The organism is Mesorhizobium sp. CO1-1-11 (genome assembly GCF_020164995.1).
In the GTDB taxonomy this organism is placed as follows: Bacteria; Pseudomonadota; Alphaproteobacteria; order Rhizobiales; family Rhizobiaceae; genus Mesorhizobium; species Mesorhizobium australicum.
This window is the reverse complement of the sequence record NZ_JAIUHE010000027.1, coordinates 1-17,647: the sequence shown is the minus strand read 5'-3', so window position 1 is coordinate 17,647 and position 17,647 is coordinate 1. Positions and strand designations below refer to the sequence as shown.

Here is a 17,647-nt window from a genome sequence, read left to right as displayed (position 1 = left end):
CGAACCCACCTGGTTCTACCTTGGCAAGGCCGATGCCTTGGCCGGGACAAGCAGATTGTCCTCGTCACGGCGGCTGGCCTTGCCCGGTTCATCCCTCTGGTCGAGCCGATCGGCAAAACCGCGGTGAAAGACAATACCGTTCAAACAGGCAAACGTCATCGCAAGGGCGGCGGTTCGCAAGGGATAATCGACGAGGGAATGAACGAGCAGAAAAGCCAGCGACAGAAAGGCCGCCTTCTGCAACGGTTCTCCGCGAATTCTAGCTGACGATGCGGACAGCAGCACCGCATAGGCAACCATCAGCAGGATAGCCGGCAAACCGCCCTCCAACGCCAATTCCAGATAATCGTTGTGCGCGTGATTGACATAAGACTTGAAGATCATGCTGCCTTTTTCATGGATCTGGTAAACCTTCTGAAAAGCACCAAATCCGACACCGGTGGTCCAATTCTGTTCAATTCCCTCAATCGTGGTCCGTGCGAATTCGGCTCGTCCAAAGGCCGGGTCGACCACTTTGGCATCGATCTTTGCCCACGCGCCGATCGTGTAGATCGAAAGACCGATGAAAACCGCGAGGATGCCATAACCACCAACCATCGAGCGCGCGGACAGGAAGACAACGGAGATGGCGGTGATCGCCAGCCCGATCAAAATGCCGGCCCGCGAACCGGCGGCCAGAAGCAGCAGCAGGAGGGTTACTAGACCGAGCGCTCCTGAAAGAAGGTGGCCGCGGAACAAGCCATAATAAACCACGAAGGGGATCGAGACGAAGAGCAAGGCCGAGAAGTGGTTCTGGTTGGCAAAGAGACCCGCATTGATGGTAAACGGCAGCAGTCCCTCGATGGCAACGGTATCGGAGAGCGAATACTGGATCGCCGCCGCCAGGCCATTGCAGATCACCCCCATGAAAAAGAACGGCAGAAGACCGTGGACCTGCTCAGCGCGCAGGCGCAGGACGGCGAGGAAGAACGCCGCGGCCGCGACAAAATAGAGCATGCACTCGATGGTGCGCCCCACTCCGACGCTGACGAAGCGCAACCGGCTTTCGCCATCCAGCCATGGATCCGCAAGCAGCACCGCGGGCCGCACCCCCTCGAGCAGGGCGCCGGGCAGCGGCACGACCTGAAAACAGAACACCGCAACCACGAGAGCAAGCAACCACAACACGGCGCGGGGAATTGCCTGTTGCGACGGCCTCGAGAGGATCGCCGCGGCGGAGATGACCGCCGCAATCTCGATCAGCGTCTCGGTGTACAGACCGCTCGCGGTGCCGCCACCAATCAGCATCGATAGAAAGAGCACCGAGCCAAGAAGATATTTATCCCACTGCGTGGGCTGTCGCGACCGTTCTCTCACGACGATACACTTTCGATGCTCAATTTGTGCATGACCAACGTCCCGACATACCGAAACCGCCAACTCTGTGCGATCGCGGCCGTTTCCAGTCTCAGCAACTGCATCGGGCACGCCGCCGGCCCAACCGTGAAGTCCAGGCTCAGGCTTCGCCTGTTGAAGGTGCCTTCCGGTATGTTGAAGCGCGCGATCTCGTGTGAGGGAGCGACGCATCTGAGAGACCAGAACAATTCCTTCGGCAGTTTGAGATTCGTGGCCGAAGCGTTCAGGGAAATCCTGTAGGAGCCAGGAGGAAGTTCGATAAATTGCTGAAGCGCCGCGTTCTTGACGGGCGTGTTCAGAAATCGAATCGTCGCTCCGCTGTCGCTTTCACCTGCATCCCGCGATCCGGCGAAGGTGATCTCCATACCCGACCGGTCGTGTATCACCCAGTCGAATGGTTTGCCGCTGTGGACCGGTTCGAAGCCGCCGTTGAAAATGTAGCCGCCCAGTTTCCGTTCCTCGTCGGACAGGCTGAAGAGAAACAGCCGATAGGCCGGGTCATATTGCCTTTGCTTGATGTAGCCATCGATCACGGCCGACAATTCGTTGGACGTTGGAGACGTCGGGGACCCCGCGAGATCGAGCAACAGTTGGTTTGCGGCTGCCAAACCCTGGGGGTTCTGGCCAAGGGTCGAAAAAAGCTTGCCCCGCCATGGCGCCTCCGCCCGGATGGCGGCGAGCACGGCCCCGTACCCTTCGGGATTGGCGAGAATGGCCGGCCAACCGGCGGCCACGGTTGAAAATTGATCAGGCCACCGACGCAGCAAGATATCGATCTCGGCTACAGCCCTTACCAGGTTGCCCGTCTCGACGGAGCGATCGATGGATCTCTGCAATGCGTGTATTTCGGTCTTGGACAGCATTCGAGCCCGATCAAAGAGTTCGAACGCCTGGTCCTTCTCGCCCTGGCGATACTTGATCTCACCGATCAGGCTATAGAGGCGTGCATCCGCGACGTTGAAGCGAAGCGCATTTCGGGCCTTTGCGGCCAACCCATCGAGATCGGCACCGTCGTTCGTCTGGTTCAGTTCGCCGGCGATCTCGCCTATCAAAGCATCTACGTTCAACGGATCCAGCGCGAGAGAGACGCTCGGCGTTCCCGTCTCAAGAAGACGACTTAGCCCGTTCGACGAAGCCATCAACACCAGAACGGAGGCGACGAACCAAACGCCTGAACGCAGGAGACTTTGCATGCGCGGGCTGGTCTGCTCCACCATCGACTTTGCCCTCGATTTTCGGGGTATTCGTGCCGTATTCGTAATACTGGTAATTCATATATTTGTAGGCGTAGTTGTAGTCGAACTTGTTCACCTGGAATTTCGACATCGCTGCCCCGATGACATTCGCTCCGGCTGCTCGTAGACGCTTCAGAGCCGTTTTGGCGGATTTGCGGGTTACCTGGTTGGTGGAAATCACCATCAGCGTGCCTTCGGCAAGCCGGCCGAGGATCGGCGCATCCGAAAGGCCAACGACGGGCGGCGCATCGATGATGACCAGATCGAAGCGCTTGCCGAGATTGGTGATGATCAGCGCCATTTTGGGCGAAGAGAGCAGGTCCGCCGGGTTCGGCGGTATCGTCCCCGACGTCAGAACAGTCACATTGGGATATTTCGTCGCTCTGAAGATGCCAGCCAGATCTTCCTTTCGAACGGTATTTGTCAGGAGATTGCTCAAGCCGATCGCGTTGTCGAGGCCGAACAGCCGATGCAGATTGGGTTTGCGCAAATCACCGTCGACAAGCAGAACCTTTGCGCCGAGAGCGGCAAAATCCTGGCCAAGCTTGAACGATGTGGTCGATTTACCCTCCGACGGTTCGGAGCTGGTCACCAGCAGCGAACGCGGCGCCCCTTCCGCTCCTGAGAATTGCAGCGACGTCCGCAACGAACGATAGGCCTCCGAAAGCCCCGACTTCTGATCGGCTATGCTGGCTATGAGTTCCCGGTCGTCGACGAGCGGCAAGATGCCGAGCATGGCCAATCCGAGCTCTTTTTCGATCTGCTCCGGATTTGTAAAGGTGTTGTTGAGCAATTCGACGATGTAGATGATCGACGCACTCAAGGCCATGAACAGCGCCAGGGCTATTGCAAGATTGATGCTAAGGCGAGGAGAATAAGGGCTCAAGGGCCGGGTCGCGAAATCGACAACGGCAGCGCTTTGCGTCTTCAGCTCAGAACTCACGCCGACTTCGTTCAGCTTGGCGATCAGGCCGTCATACTGCGACCGATTGGAATCGACCTCGCGCTTGAGGATGGTGTATTTGATGTTCTTGTCGTTGAAGACGATCTGCTGCTTTTCCAGCTCCGTGAGCTTGGCCTTGAGGTCGGCTTCCTTGTTCTGCGCTTCCTGAAATTTCAACCGTAGCGAGTCGGTTATCGCCAGCACGCCATTGTTGTAGAGCCGCTGCAGTTCCTTGATCTGCGACTGCAACTGCTGCATTTCTGGAAAGCCAGGTTTCAGGATGCCTAATTTCTGCTGGTATTGGCTTGTGAGGTCCGCGAGCTTTTCACTGAGCTTCTGCAGGCCTTCGCTCTCCAGAACCGGACCGAGACTGGCGCCACGCCCCTTGTCCACCTGATCCACCATCCGCCCGGCATCGAGACGCTCCTGGATTGCGGTCGCGAGTGCCGTGTTGAGGGCCTCGATGTTTGACCCGATCAGCGATTTGTCGCCGCCGGTGACGGTAATGCCGGCATCCTTGGCATAGGCGACCAGTTCCTCCTCGGACTTCTGCAGCTTCTGTTTGACCTGCAGGACCTGCTCCTGAATGAACTGCCTTGCCAGATCCGACGTCTCGCTGGTCTGGTCGAGACGTTGATCGATGAAGCTCTGGGCGACCTGATTGGCGACATCGCTCGCATATTTCGGCTTCTGGTCGACGAAGGTGATCGACAGCAGGCTGGTGTTCGTCACCAGATTGACCGTGAGATCATCGAGGACGCGCTTGATCGCCATGCCTTCCCGCTCTTCGGGCGTCTTTTCCTGGATCGAGGGCGATTTGGAAATTCCGAAGGCGCGGTAGAAGATGTTGCCTATTGAAAAACTCGGAGTCGGAAACAGGAAGTCCGGCTTTTCGGCTAGGCCCAGTTGAAAGACCACGCGCTGCGCCAAGGCCCTGCTCTTCAATTTCTCCCGGGCGGTCAGAAACGCCCGGACGTCACTGTTTTCGGAAACCACCTCAATGTCCTGGAAGACCTTTGCCGAAGGGACCAGAACCTCCAGCTGCGTCGTCGCTTGATATTTGGGTGTCTGCATCATCGTCACAATGACACCGGCGACGAGGCCCGCCACGGCCATCATGACGATCAGCCAGCGATACTGGATGACATAGAACAGCAAACGGAGCGGATTGAAGCCCTCGTCCTGGGCGGCATAGTCACGGCCATACGGGCTATAATCCTGCGCCCCATCGTAATAAAGATCCGCGGACAGGGCTTGGCGATGTCCGGGACCGGCAATTTGGGGCTGCCTGTTGCGATCGAGCATGGCGCAAAGTCATCCTGGTTTGTCCGTGGGCCGGCCGTGCCTGTCTTATGGAATGACCGCAATGCGGGCCGCGCTCGAGGCGAGACCCAACGCGTCCTTGAGATTGTTCATCGCGATTTTCGACTTCGAAGCGAAAACGACGATCACGTCGCCGCCGTAGATGCGCGGGTTGCGATTCTTGCCTGCGCGAATTTCCTCGACATTGTAGTTGGCGACGAGCCTGCTCTGGCCAAAATTGCGATAGACGAAGACCTTGCCGGCGTCGCCGACAGCATTGAATCCTCCGGCGAGCGCGATCGCATCCAGCAGGGAAGCGCTGCTGGACACCGGATAGATGCCTGCCCTGTTGACTTCGCCGTCGACCGTAATGCGCTGGCCTACCGATTCCTTCACGAAAATCATCACGTCAGGCGATTGCAGATATTTTGCGCCGTACGCGGTCTCGATTTCCTTCTCGAGCTGACGAACGGTCTTGCCGGCCGCGGTCATCGCGCCAATGAGCGGAAGGGAAATCTGGCCGCTGGCATCGACCTGAACGGTCCTGTTCAAATTATCGACCTGGAAGACGCTGACTTCGAGCACGTCGTTGGCGGACAGCGGCTGCTCGCTGCCATTTTGCGTGTTTTGCGGCGCTGGCAGGTCTTTCACCACCTGCAGCGCACCACCGCCGGCAAGGGCCGTCGAAGACGATGTCGGTTGCAACGCTTCGACGGAGGCCGTCGATGATGTCGAAGAAGAGCTCGCGCAAGCAGAGAGTGCAAGCAACGCGGCCAGCGTCGGCATACCTGCATTGTTTCTGGCACGATCGAAAATGTTCATCCCAGAGACCCGCTCTTGAACAGCCGACCCAATCCGCCGAAACGGCTCGCGCTGCCGGCATACAATTTCTTGGTGCTCACTTTTCCAATGGGCGCGAGCAGCTGATTCTGCAATATCGCGCCCGGGCGTTTCACCGCCATATTGTAGGCTTCATCTTCGCCGCACCGATTTGCGATGGCGACCACCGCCTGGGAAAGCCCCGGCCGACGCCTCGACGGGCCGTGCGCATCGGATGCGATGATGTCCACCCTGCCTTCGTCGAGCAGCTTTTCCGAGTAGTAGAGAGCGGTCCGGCCAAAGGCTCCTACGACCGAATCCGCCGTGAGCTGGATAAGGCAGCCCAATGCGTTCAATCGCTCGACTACGTCATAGTTCGATTTGATCCAGGTCAACCGTTCAGGATGGGTCAGGATCGGAATATAGCCCGCGCCAACGAGGCGGGAAGCGAGATCCTCGAGCCGCGGCGGCAAGACGTGATGCGGTGGCTCAAAGAGGAAATAGCGCGATCCGTTCAACGTCGGCACTTTGCCGAGCTTCAGCCGGTCGGGAAGATCAGGCGAAACATGAACGTCGGCGCCGACGTAGAGGACAAGCGGGATGCTGGCGCAAGCAAGTTCCCTGACCAGCGCCTCGACTGCCTGGGCAATATTTGTCGTGCCGTTCTCATAGACGCCGGGCATGACGTGCGGGGTGCACACCATATGCGTTGTCCCATCAGCCGCTGCCAGCCGCGCCATTTCGAGCGATTCAGCCAGACTGGAAGAGCCATCGTCGAGACCAGGCAGAATATGGGAATGCAGGTCAATCATTGGCGTTTCTGTCTGCATGGAGGCAAAGCGACGCCGCTGCCTCGACAAAATACAAACGCATCACCCGCATGGCGGCGAATGACGCATTTCACAAGCTTACGCAGAACAGGAACGCTGGGGACCGACTAGCGGCTGACGGCGTCATCGTCATCCTGCAGGCCGAGAAGAAGGGCCGCGCCACCGCCAATCGCACCGGCACCGAGGAGAACCGGCAAAACGCCGGGCTCGGAACCGGCCGGCACGACAGCGGCTTGCGGTGCATCGAACGACACGCACATACCGCCCTCGACAGGGTCGATCTGGACGGTCACATTCGCCGGAACGTTGAACGCGCAATTGGTGCCTACAACCAGGGAAGCCGAAGCCTGCGCCCCTGTCATGATGCGTGCGCCCGAATAGACCGGCGCCTCGCCATTCACACCGGCATAACCGCCAGCCTGTGACATCCGCACGTCACCCTGGACGTTGGTCAACTGGCCGACCACACTTCCCGAAACCGGTATGGCCGCAAGGCAGGAACACTGCGCTGCCTGTGCGAAAGCCGCGGACCCGGCAAACAAAACATTTCCCGCTGCGAGCGCTACAAAAGCAATAACAACTCCAACTCGACCCGTCATTTCCGCCCCATCGAAACCAGCTATTCCCCGCCAGGATCGCCCACACTATTTCAACAACTAATAATGCAATATAGTTAACGAACCCATCTAAAGACACTATCGGCGCGCCGCGGCCAATCACGGCAATGGGCCACAGCCTTCAACGGCTGACAGCGCTGTCGTCGTCCTGCGTGGCCGCAAGCACGCCGGTCGCAAGAAGCGCACCAGAAAAAATTCCCTCGGGCGGACCGAAACCGCCGACCGCTCCGCCAGACTGCTGGATGGCGGCGGTCTGCTCGGAGCCAACCAGCTTGAGGCAGATGTTGCCCTCGACGCGAGAGACATCCAGGCTCGAACTCGCCGGCACATCCTGGTTGCAGCCGCCAACGGCCACGGACGCCGACCCCTTGGCGCCGACCACCACACGACTGCCGGAATCAAGCATATTTCCTGCCTTGGCCGGGCCGTAGCCGGCGGCCTGCGACACCATCACATCGCCATTGACGGAAACAATGGATCCAACCGGATTTGACGCACCATGATAGGCAGTCGCGCAACTGCAAGATGCTTTCTGAGCAAATGCGGAAGCGGAACCGAAACCGACGGAAACAACAAATCCAACCACCACGGTTCTGACGATGAGATTCATTCGTTTTGCCCTTCTCTCGAAGCCGCTCCTTGGAACTTGCAAATCAAAAGTTTATGACATCAGCGCGTAACAGTTTTTTGCCACAATTCCAACCTGTTTCGCGCCGGCGCTAGAATTTTGACTTGCCTCGTGCCTTTGGGAGCTCACCACTTTAGCAATAGCGCATGAAAAGTTCTGATTATCGCCGGCGAATTTCAGATTACCCGAAAAACAATTGAGATATCCTTTGCCCCGTGACTGCGCGCGAGCGCTCCTGATCAGACTTGGCGAACGGGAAGGCGGTTCACCATCACCGATGCAGCCACGGCAGCTTGCGCCTGGTCGGACAATCGTGGACTGGCAGCGGCTCATGAAGCCCCGGCGATCGGCCGCTAAGACGGAAATAGATCCGGTGTCAGCCGGCTCACGGCCGAGAAGCGGAAGGCGATGGCCGCTCATCACGTGGCGGCAGCCGTAAGCTTCTCTATCTGATGCATGTAGCTCTCGACGACGATCGTTTCCGAAAACTGCCGTTCAACCTTTTTCCGGCTCTCGTTCCCCATCGCGTCCCTGGAGTGGCCGTCCATCGTCACGAAATCGATCATCCGTGCCGACAGGTCGCTGGCATCCCTGACCTTGCAAAGGAAACCGTTGACGGCATGGTCCACCACCTCCTTGCAACCGGGCACGTCCGTGGCGATCAGAGGTTTGCCCATCGCGGCCGCCTCGAGCAGTGAGCGTGGGGTACCCTCCCTGTAGGAAGGCAGGACGACACAATCGGCAGCGTCCAGGAAAGGGCGAACGTCGTCGGTGGCACCGAGATACTCGACCAAACCCTCGTCGACCCATTGCTCGATTTCGGCGCGGCTGACCGCGGTTCGGTTCTCGACATCGAGAAAGCCAAGGAGTTGGAAGCGCACCGCAGGCGCTTGGCGACGGACGAGGCGGGCAGCCTCGATGAACTCACCGACACCCTTGTCCCATAGCAGCCTAGCCACCAGCAGAAATACGATGGCACCGGACGGCGCGCGCTGGCGCGGCGACGGCGAGAAGCGCGCGAGATCGACGCCTGAGCCGGGCAGCAGCGCGGTCCGTTCCTTGCGCACGATGCGCGCGCCGACGAACAGCATCCGGTCGTCGTCGTTCTGAAAGAAGACCACCTTCGAACGGGCCAGCGCCAGGCGATAAAGGGCTTTGGCGATTCCCTGGAGAAGGCCGCCCTGGAGGAAGACAGTGCCGAGCCCTGAAACATTGTTTATGACCGGAATGCCATTCAGGTTTGCAGCCATCGAGCCGAACACGTTGGGCTTGATGGTGAAGCCTACGAACGCCAGCGGCTTCTCGCGGCGCAGGATAAGCCAGTAGCGCCACAGAAGCGCAAGGTCGCGAACAGGCGAGGTGCCGGAATTGTCGATTTCGATGTCGACGTGGCGGCAACCCATCCCTGGGATCAAGGATGAATACTCGTCCCTCGGCGCGACGACGACGACATCATAGCCGCGCCGCCGCAACGCCTCGATCAGGCCCTTGCGGAAATTGACTACGTTCCAGGACGTGTTGATCGAGATGACAATCTTCCTTCCCACCTCGGACCCCACTCCCCGCCCCTCCGGATGTCCTTCAGCTCATCGACGCGCGCGTCCGCCCGGTTCCAGTCCCAAAAGTCTCGAACAACCGCAAGATCACGTCATCATCCGCAACTGAAGAAATGCGCATGAAACATGCATCCCTTGCAAGCCGCAGGTCCTGGGGCCGGGCAATAAGCCCGGCAACCGCGCGAGCGATGTCTTGCGGGTCGTCTGGGTCAAAGTCGAACCCGGACCCCGGAGGGAGGTAATGCCTCGTGCCGCTGTCGCGCGACATCAATACGGCACATCCCGCCCAGGCGGCCTCGACGGGAGATACCGCGGCAGGTTCCGTACGCGAGGGCAATATCAAGAGATCATGGCTGGCATAGATCGAGATCATCCTGTCATGAGCTATGTTGTTTTGAAACCGAAGTCTGTCCGCCAGTCCAAGCGCTTGGGCCTCTTGCCGCAAGGCCTCACAAAAAGCCGCGTCGGAATGCGTCGCCTCCTCGCCGCACAACGTTATGGAGAATGGTGTGGACGCCGAGATCACCGCCAGTGCCCTCAGAAGCAAACTGTGCCCCTTTCGCTCCCGGTATTTTGCCACCATCAGGATTCGGGGCGGCGAATGCAACGGCCTGCCTCGCAGCGCTCCGATGCGGATCGGCTCGAAGGGATTTCCGAATGGCAGGGGCATGGCGCCTCCCGCACCGACGGAGCCAGGATTCGACGGGAGCCGTGACGTGAAGTGCGCAATCCCGAGTCGCCGAAAGACAGCTCTGCGGATCCATGTGCCGCTCCATGCCTGAGGCCTGACATTCTCCTGATCGTAGATAACCAGCTTGCGGCCTTGCAAAATCGCACACAACGCGGCGACCCTGCAGAACCATCGCGTCACGCCGCGCACGATCACCACATCGGGATTCTCGACCCGAAGATGTCTCCAGTAGGAAACAAGACCGGGAAAGGAAAAGGGCGAGTTTGGGATATCGCTCGGACCCATGTGCATAACTCTTCGTGACAGCGCCGATGGTGCCACTACATTGGGAGAAACAAGTGTGTAATTCTCCGTTGCCCCTGTTTCGACGACGTCGATTGCAACATGATGCCCGGCCGAGGTCAGTATGCGCACCCAAGGCACAACATTGGTGTGGTATCTTGGTAGGCAAAACAAGTATCTCAAACTGTCAGACCTGGGATATTTTCCGTGATTCGGATCTACTTTTGCAGCAATAATTGCGAAACCACCATCATTGCCGTGTAGACCAGCGCCGATGCGATCAGACCGGCCCAGGCGATACCCGGAATTCCGATCCAGCCCGACAGGACGAACGAAAGCGGCAGGTAGACGATGAATGCCGACGCCATGATCTTGAGAAGCGGTTTTGTTCCGGCCAGAACCTGGATCAAAGGATTGAAATGCATTCCGGCCAGGCCGAGACACTCGGCCGCGAACAAGATAGCGAAAAGCAGCGAGGCATCGGCATAGGCCGAACCGGCGGCCAGAACCACGATGAATTTTTGCAGCACGACACCGCCCGCCGCCATGCCCGCGGCGACACATGCCGAGACCATCGTGATGCGGGCGTTCAGCCTGTTTAGGCGGGACGGAGATTCTTCGTTGGACAGTCTCGCGAGTTCGGGAAAGATCACCTGGTTCAAGGGCCCAGTCAGCCGGGACATCATCGTCGCCAGACGCGACGCCACGGAATAGGCGCCGGCGGCAACATCTCCTAAAAGACCGGCGACAAGGAACAAGGCTACATGTCGTCTAGCACTCACCAGGGTCGACAGCACACTGGTCCCAGTGGCCATGACAAGGAATGTCCAAAAGAAACGCCGCCTGGAACGGGAACGAAGCGGATTGAATAGTTTGATGTTCTCGCGTCGGGCATAGACAAGCAGCCGGACGAACAGCGCCAGATTGTAGAGCGCACCGATCGCCGCCAACACAGCCACATAGGCGATCAGAGGCGCTTCGATGGCCCAAAGGACGAGCGAGGCAACAACCACGGCAGCCCCCTGGGCGAGTTGATTGCCGGCAATGACGTCGTACCGCCCATTCAGGCGAAGCACGCCTTTGGGGGTGCCCGCGAGGCTGGCCAGCAAGGTGAGACTATAGATCAGCGCCAGAAGCCGATCCTGGTGGGATACGCCGATCGACTCCCCAAACAGCAGGACCCCACCAACCGCCACCGCAGTGGCGACAACGGCCGCCGAAAGGTCGAGCGCGATCCCGCATGAAGCTGCCCGGCCAAGGCGCGAGCGGGACCTGGCGGACAGCCTGATGACAGGCTGCCAACTCTCAAACGTAGCGAGGCCGGAGATGAACGTGACATAGGCCTGGATTACGGCGAGGGTGCCAAAATCTCCGGGGCCGAGCGAGCGTGCATTGAGCGCCAACGCGATGACGGAACACAAAGCCGCCACTCCACTTGAGGATGTGGTCATGGTGACGTCCCGAGCGACCCTGCGCGCGCGTATCCATCCAGAAGGTTTGGCTATCGCCGTCATGTCCTCAGCCATGGTCCCGGCGCAGGCCCCGCACTCCCGCTTCCATCGCAGGCGCTTGCGGGAAGCACTTTCGATGGACATACACCAGCCCGAATATGAAAAGCGACACAAGGATGACCCGCTTGGCGGAGATGAACGCGCCGAGCAGTTCCTTGCGCTGGATGTAGAATGTGAGGTGGATGATCGCCACGATCAGACCAGACTTGAGCGTCGCGCTGCGCACGTTGCGGATTATTGCTTCGATGGCGACACAGACCAGGGAAAGAATAATGACGAGCAGCGGAAATCCGGCGTATCCGAAATTTGCATAGAACTCCGCCCAGATATTTGCCGCCACACCGCCACTGTAGCCCGGAAAAAGCAGCGGCTGGACCTGCTCGTTGTAAGTACAGCCATCCTTGCCGAAGACCGCATCCGAAAATGGAATGAAAGAAAGTGGCACCAACCAGAGATTGGAACAAGGCAAGGTGTAGTTATATTTTACGATAAGGTCCAAATGAGCCAATGTCACGAACTGCTCCAACCCGACAAGGGTGGAACCTGACAAATGGTCGAACTTTATTTTTTGGCCGACAAGCTCGAAATTCCCCGCCTTCACCGCGGAGTAGACCGACTTGTACACTGCCAGAAAAAATAATGCTGAAAGCCCGCCAATGACATACCGTTTTCTTATCATCATCAACGGAACATTCCTGTATCTTACATACAGTAAAGATAGGATAGTTATCGCAACTGAGGATCTATGCCCAATATAGAGCGTTAAAATTAGTCCTAGCCAGCTCAGGGCCATAACAAGCTTGGATTTCCTCCATCCAGACAGAGCCCCAAAGACCACGCCGATGATACAAGCATTGTAAAATATATACTGAAACCGACCAGTTGACGATAAAACATCCGCCTTAGACGCGGAGAAAAGTGCCGGGTTCGCAATCGAAATTCCGCCGAAAATAATGATCATCGCGATTATTATCAACGACTCTCCTTGGCTATCTCCCTCAATTTCGAAACTCTGGCGTCTCGGAACGAAGCCAACCATCGCTGCGGCGATGCAAACCATGGAAACGGCGATGGCATACCCCGTGCCCAAATCATATGTAAAATCATACTTCCTTCCGCCAACGTCAACGTACTGAAAGCCGCCGGCAAGAAATGGAACAAAATAAAGTAGGCTCGATATAAGCAAAAGCATTTGCGGCGTAAGCGCAAAGGGTGAAACCAGGTAATCTCTTCTGACGTCCCGCGCCTTCACCCTATTGCCTAGCTCCCAATATCCTCACGCCCGGCGGCTCACAAATCCGGCTGGTGTCTGCGGCCCTCCGAATGCCATCCGAGTGCGGTACGGCGGGCGATATGTCGTGCGGAACGGGCCTGCCGACACCTAGACCTCGGCCATGATTACATGGGCCTGAATTTTGGCGGCGGCTTCACCGCTGCCGTGTCGGTCTGCGATGGCGGATGCCGCGTAATCGGTTGCAGCGTCCAGTTTTCCAGCTTCCCTGGCCTCGATTTCGGTGCGAAGAACAGTGCCTTGACAGTAGGCAACGGCCGGAAGGCGTGGCGAGGATGCGCGGCTCTGTTCGGCTCTCGTCTCGATCACCACTCGAGAGAAGCCTGCATCCTCTAGGTCGCGACGGATCAGCACCTTGTCGTGATAGCCGTGCGGCGTGCGTGCCAGGAAGCGCGGGGGATCGTCGGGAAAGATCCGTGCCAGAGCGTTGGTCACGTCATCGGCGAACACATTCTCCTCGATGCGATCCCATACATTGAACAAAAACCGTCCGCCGGGCTTCAGGACCCGCCTGGCTTCGCGATAAGCAGACGTGCGGTTCGGAAAGAACATCGCACCGAACTGACAACAGACAAGATCGAAGGCCGCATCTTCAAATGGCAGCGCCATCGCATCCGCTTGGCGCCACTCGATGCGGCTATCAGGAGTTTGTCGCGAAGCAGCGTAGTCGAGCATCGGCTGGTTTAGGTCGGTCACGACATAGCTTGCGTCGGGCGACAGTCTTGGCGCCAATGCGCGGGTGACGACCCCGGTGCCCGCGGCGATTTCCAGGACCGCGCCGGGCGATAGGGCCGCTGCTCGCCGCGCGATATCCGCAGCGAACGGCTCAAAGATCAAAGGCACCATGTAGCGGTCGTAGTTTTCCGGAATTGAGCCCGCGAACAGCTTGTCGGTTTCCAACATGACAATCCCCACCGTCTGCCTGATGACTCGCGAGCTTAACATATAATTGTCTGTTCCTGGTCGTTTCCGTGCGCTAGCCCTTGGCAGACAATCTTTCCCATAGCGCGCTGTATGCCCTTGCCATCCGCTCAACTGAAAAATCGGACGCGACGCGGTTGCGGCATGCCTGCTGTCTTGTCTCCCAGGATGGCGAGTCACGGTTTTCCAGAGCCATGTTTGTAATGGCGCGAGAAAGCGCGTCGGGATCCTGGCTCGGAACAACACATCCGGTGTTGCCGACAATCATGCCGATATCGCCGACATCCGTCGCTACGCAAGGCGTACCGCACGCCATGGCTTCGGCGACAACGTTAGGGAATGCCTCGCGCCTCGAGGCAAGGACATGGATGTCGAACGCACTCATGAGAGCGGCAACACCGTCGCTCGGACCAAGCAGCATCACCTTGTCGCGAACGCCGTAACGGTCCAGCAGTCCGGCAAGGTCGGTATTTTCAGGAGAGATTCCGGGGCCGGCGAGAATACATTTGAAAGGGAACTCGGCGCCCGCGGACAGCTTGGCCAAGGCAGCGGCGAGATTCCTGTGATCCTTGTCGGGATGCCAGCGGGCGACGCTTCCGATGACGAATTGGCCTTCATCTATCGACCAGGCCCGACGCAGCCGACTGCGCGCCCTCTCATCCGGCTCGAAGACAGCCAGATCATAACCGTTCGGAATTATCGTCCAGTTCGAAGCCGAGTAACCCGCACTCATATGGCGCCGTGACGCCTGTTGCGAACAGCTCACGATCTGGGTCGGGACCACCCGGGATATCAGCGCGCAGGCCCGGTCCGCCATCCGCGTGGCCAAGGGGGCGACAAGCGGATCCAGACCGGAATTGTGCATCCCCCAAACCACCAGCCGGATACCCGCAAGCCGCGACAGGACGCCTCCAACCAGGTTTGCGTGGTACATCCAGCACTGGACGATATCGGGCCGATGGGCTGACAAGGCACGCCGAAATGCCGCGAGCCCGCCGAGGCTTAGCCTCCCCTTCCGCATCGACAGACAGGTCAGGGGCACCCCCGCCTCCCGAAGCAGCGGGCCATATTTTCCTTCGTCTGAAAGCGAGACCACTGCGTGCGAATGAGTGTGCTCGGCCATGCAGAGACGGAACAAAGCCGCCTCAGCACCGCCATTGTGCAGCCCGGTGATGACATGCAGGACTTTAATCCGGGATCTCCTTTCGGGTGGCGCTCGCCAGGCCCATACCCATCGCGAGCAGATACGCGTCAGCCACTTTTTCGACACTGAAATCCTGGGCCCGACGTCTGACGTCGGGCGGGCTGACGTCATCGAGGCCGGCCAATATCGCGGCCGCGAAGGCTTGCACGTCGCCCACCGCGACAAGCCGCCCCCACTTGCCGTCCTCCAGGATTTCCGCTGGGCCGCTTTCGCAATTTGTGCTCACCACCCTGGCTCCGCAGGCCATGGCTTCGATAATCGTATTGGGAAAGCCCTCCCTTCGCGACGAATGGAGAAACAGCGCGGCGCGGTGCATCCACGGATACGGATTTTTCGAAAAGCCGACCAGGGCGACCGAGGAACGCAACTCGAGTTCATCGATCATCGTCTGCAGCGACGCGCGCAGCGGCCCTTCCCCCACAATCGCCAGTTTGACGGGTCGTTTGCTTACGACCTGTGAAAAGCTGCTAATCAGAGTGGCATGGTCCTTTGCGAAATCGAGGCGACCGACGGCGACCAGCAGGGACCTGCCGTCCTCGTCCGCGAACGGATGATCGATGGGCGCGCTGGCCTGTGCCTGAATGTGTTCTATATCCAACGGGTTGTGGATCACTTCGACAGAATTCGGGTCGAGCCCGATGCGCCTGATCAGATCGTCCGCAACGCCATGTGAGACGGCTATTATCCTGTCAGCATAACCGTATGTCATTCGCATGAGGAACGGCAGAAATCTCTCACGGATCAGTTTCGTATCCGCAAGGGTCCTGGACAGGTTGCTTCTCTCGGATATGACCGTACGCACCCCTTGCCGTGACAGGAAGGACGACACTATTGCCAGGATGTTCGCGTGAGGCAGCGCCGCCAGCATCACCCGCGGCTGCTCTGCCTTGACGTAGCGAATAAGGCCGGACAGGGAAAACAGCATGCGAGACGCCTGCAGATCCACTATCTTTATCGTGTCGGGAACCAGGGGAAGATATTCACCTATCGCACATCCAAGTACGAGATCCGTCACCAGCCCACGCCGATCGAATTCCCGGGCCAGGGTAAGCATCGCGCGCTCGGTGCCACCTGCCCGCAGCGAGGGGATGAAGACGGCGATCCGGGCATCCGGACCGCCCGGCGACTTTCTATCTTTCCTCGTTCGCTTCATCCGGTTCGAAGCCCGGTCGCCGCCATACCGCCTCGTTCGGCTCTAGCTCTCCCGTTGGAAAGCAGGCGCAACCGGAAACGGGCCAGGACCGGCGGAGAATATCTTCGACGGATCACTGTTTTCGCCGAAAGACATAGGCATAGGTCTCCGCCGCATCCTTGCCGAGCAAGAGAGCGGCGATGCCAAGCCAGAGGCGCCAGGCTAGGAAAGCCGGCACGAAGGAATAGAAGTATGAACTTCTCCAGAACAGGCGCCGCTGGACAAGCTCCAGCCCATTTTGCGCCGCGATCCTTTCCACTTCGCTTGGCAGGCATTTGTCATAGAAAGCCGGAAATCCGTCATGACCCCTGCCTTTGTCGGGATAGATGGCAAACAGCAGCCGCCGCTTGATCCTCTCTGGCAAAATCAGGTTCAACCTAGCGAAAACGGCATTGCGTGACGGCGAGAAAATGGCAACCAAACCGCCCGGCTTGACGCAACTGGCGATGCCGCGAAGCGCGCCCTCTCCGTCGCGAACATGTTCCAGGGTCGCCTGGCATATGACCAGATCAGCGTCCTGCCTTCCCTTGAACACGGTAAGGTCCGCCTCGATCTGCTCGTCATAGAGTCCATCGGGGGCCTTGGACAGTTCCTCGGCAGCGAGATCAAGCCCGACCACGACGAGCCCGAGGCACCGCTTCTGCGGCAGGCTGACGAGCGGTCTTGCGCCTCCACCCAGATCGTAGACCAATGTGTCCGGAGACAGCAGCGCCGGCGCGATTTCGGTCGCAAACGTGCTATTGCCGTCCGCGCGAAGGCGTGGCGGCAAAGCCCTGTCAAGATATTCAGAGACCGCCACGTTCGCGCGTACAAACCCCCTCAGCAACGACACTGCCTCCTTATCGGTTCGCGCTATCCCCGCCCAAAATAATCCTGGTACCACTCGACGAACCGCCCCACCCCCTCGGTGACGGAGGTGCGGGGGCGATAGCCGACCGCCGCCTGCAGCGCCGAAGTGTCGGCGAAGGTGTCGGGCACGTCGCCGGCCTGCAGCGGCAGCAGCTCGATCACCGCCTTGCGGCCGAGCGCGTTTTCCAGCGCCTCGACATAGGCGGTCAGCTTCACCGGGTTGTTGTTGCCGATGTTGAAGATGCGCCAGGGCGCGCTGCTGGTCGCCGGATCCGGACGGCCGGAATCCCAGGCCGGGTTGGCTGCGGCGGGGCTGTCGCTGGCACGGATCACGCCCTCGGCGATGTCCTCGACATAGGTGAAGTCGCGCGTGTGGTTGCC

General features: G+C 59.0%; 15 protein-coding genes and 1 pseudogene. All 16 read right to left on the bottom strand.

The genetic code is table 11. From position 1 onward, the window contains the following. Positions 1–15: 15 nt before the first annotated feature. On the bottom strand, positions 16–1,287 hold the full coding sequence (locus LB554_RS25940) for an O-antigen ligase family protein (RefSeq protein ID WP_224587651.1): 1,272 nt from the start codon (positions 1,285–1,287) through the stop codon (positions 16–18). Between the two features lie 65 nt (positions 1,288–1,352). Then, a complete protein-coding gene (locus LB554_RS25935; RefSeq protein WP_224587649.1) occupies positions 1,353–2,612 on the bottom strand; it encodes a hypothetical protein in 1,260 nt (419 codons plus the stop codon). Next, positions 2,500–4,878, bottom strand: a complete 2,379-nt coding sequence (locus LB554_RS25930; protein ID WP_224587647.1) for a GumC family protein — start codon at positions 4,876–4,878, stop codon at positions 2,500–2,502. The genes LB554_RS25935 and LB554_RS25930 overlap by 113 nt, the downstream gene beginning before the upstream one ends. Positions 4,879–4,923: 45 nt before the next feature. Further along, complete coding sequence (locus LB554_RS25925; RefSeq protein WP_224587645.1) at positions 4,924–5,697, bottom strand: polysaccharide biosynthesis/export family protein; 774 nt, start codon at positions 5,695–5,697, stop codon at positions 4,924–4,926. Further along, positions 5,694–6,506, bottom strand: a complete 813-nt coding sequence (locus tag LB554_RS25920) for a tyrosine-protein phosphatase (protein WP_015318730.1) — start codon at positions 6,504–6,506, stop codon at positions 5,694–5,696. Before LB554_RS25920 ends, LB554_RS25925 begins: the two co-directional genes overlap by 4 nt. Before the next feature lie 125 nt (positions 6,507–6,631). After that, positions 6,632–6,952: a hypothetical protein gene (locus LB554_RS25915; RefSeq protein ID WP_224587643.1), complete on the bottom strand. Its 321-nt coding sequence runs from the start codon at positions 6,950–6,952 to the stop codon at positions 6,632–6,634. Positions 6,953–7,262: 310 nt separating this feature from the next. Further along, positions 7,263–7,751, bottom strand: coding sequence for a hypothetical protein (locus tag LB554_RS25910; protein WP_224587641.1), 489 nt, complete (start codon positions 7,749–7,751; stop codon positions 7,263–7,265). 437 nt (positions 7,752–8,188) lie between these two features. Further along, on the bottom strand, positions 8,189–9,316 hold the full coding sequence (locus LB554_RS29565) for a glycosyltransferase family 4 protein (RefSeq protein WP_140717757.1): 1,128 nt from the start codon (positions 9,314–9,316) through the stop codon (positions 8,189–8,191). Between the two features lie 34 nt (positions 9,317–9,350). Continuing rightward, on the bottom strand, positions 9,351–10,301 hold the full coding sequence (locus LB554_RS25900; RefSeq protein WP_224587640.1) for a glycosyltransferase family 4 protein: 951 nt from the start codon (positions 10,299–10,301) through the stop codon (positions 9,351–9,353). Between the two features lie 215 nt (positions 10,302–10,516). Next, on the bottom strand, positions 10,517–11,812 hold the full coding sequence (locus LB554_RS25895) for a lipopolysaccharide biosynthesis protein (RefSeq protein WP_263486018.1): 1,296 nt from the start codon (positions 11,810–11,812) through the stop codon (positions 10,517–10,519). 4 nt (positions 11,813–11,816) lie between these two features. After that, positions 11,817–13,061 (bottom strand): hypothetical protein, encoded by a 1,245-nt coding sequence (locus tag LB554_RS25890; protein WP_224587636.1) that lies wholly within the window; start codon positions 13,059–13,061, stop codon positions 11,817–11,819. Positions 13,062–13,190: 129 nt separating this feature from the next. Then, the gene (locus LB554_RS25885) at positions 13,191–14,003 is read right to left on the bottom strand and encodes a class I SAM-dependent methyltransferase (protein WP_224587634.1); all 813 of its coding nucleotides are present in this window, start codon (positions 14,001–14,003) and stop codon (positions 13,191–13,193) included. A gap of 73 nt (positions 14,004–14,076) precedes the next feature. Next, positions 14,077–15,291, bottom strand: a complete 1,215-nt coding sequence (locus LB554_RS25880; RefSeq protein WP_224587632.1) for a glycosyltransferase — start codon at positions 15,289–15,291, stop codon at positions 14,077–14,079. Further along, positions 15,209–16,378, bottom strand: coding sequence for a glycosyltransferase (locus LB554_RS25875; RefSeq protein ID WP_224587630.1), 1,170 nt, complete (start codon positions 16,376–16,378; stop codon positions 15,209–15,211). Before LB554_RS25875 ends, LB554_RS25880 begins: the two co-directional genes overlap by 83 nt. 112 nt (positions 16,379–16,490) lie before the next feature. After that, positions 16,491–17,186, bottom strand: a complete 696-nt coding sequence (locus tag LB554_RS25870) for a class I SAM-dependent methyltransferase (RefSeq protein WP_181173065.1) — start codon at positions 17,184–17,186, stop codon at positions 16,491–16,493. Between the two features lie 83 nt (positions 17,187–17,269). Beyond that, a pseudogene (locus LB554_RS25865) lies at positions 17,270–17,647 on the bottom strand (capsular biosynthesis protein CpsI); the annotation flags it as partial.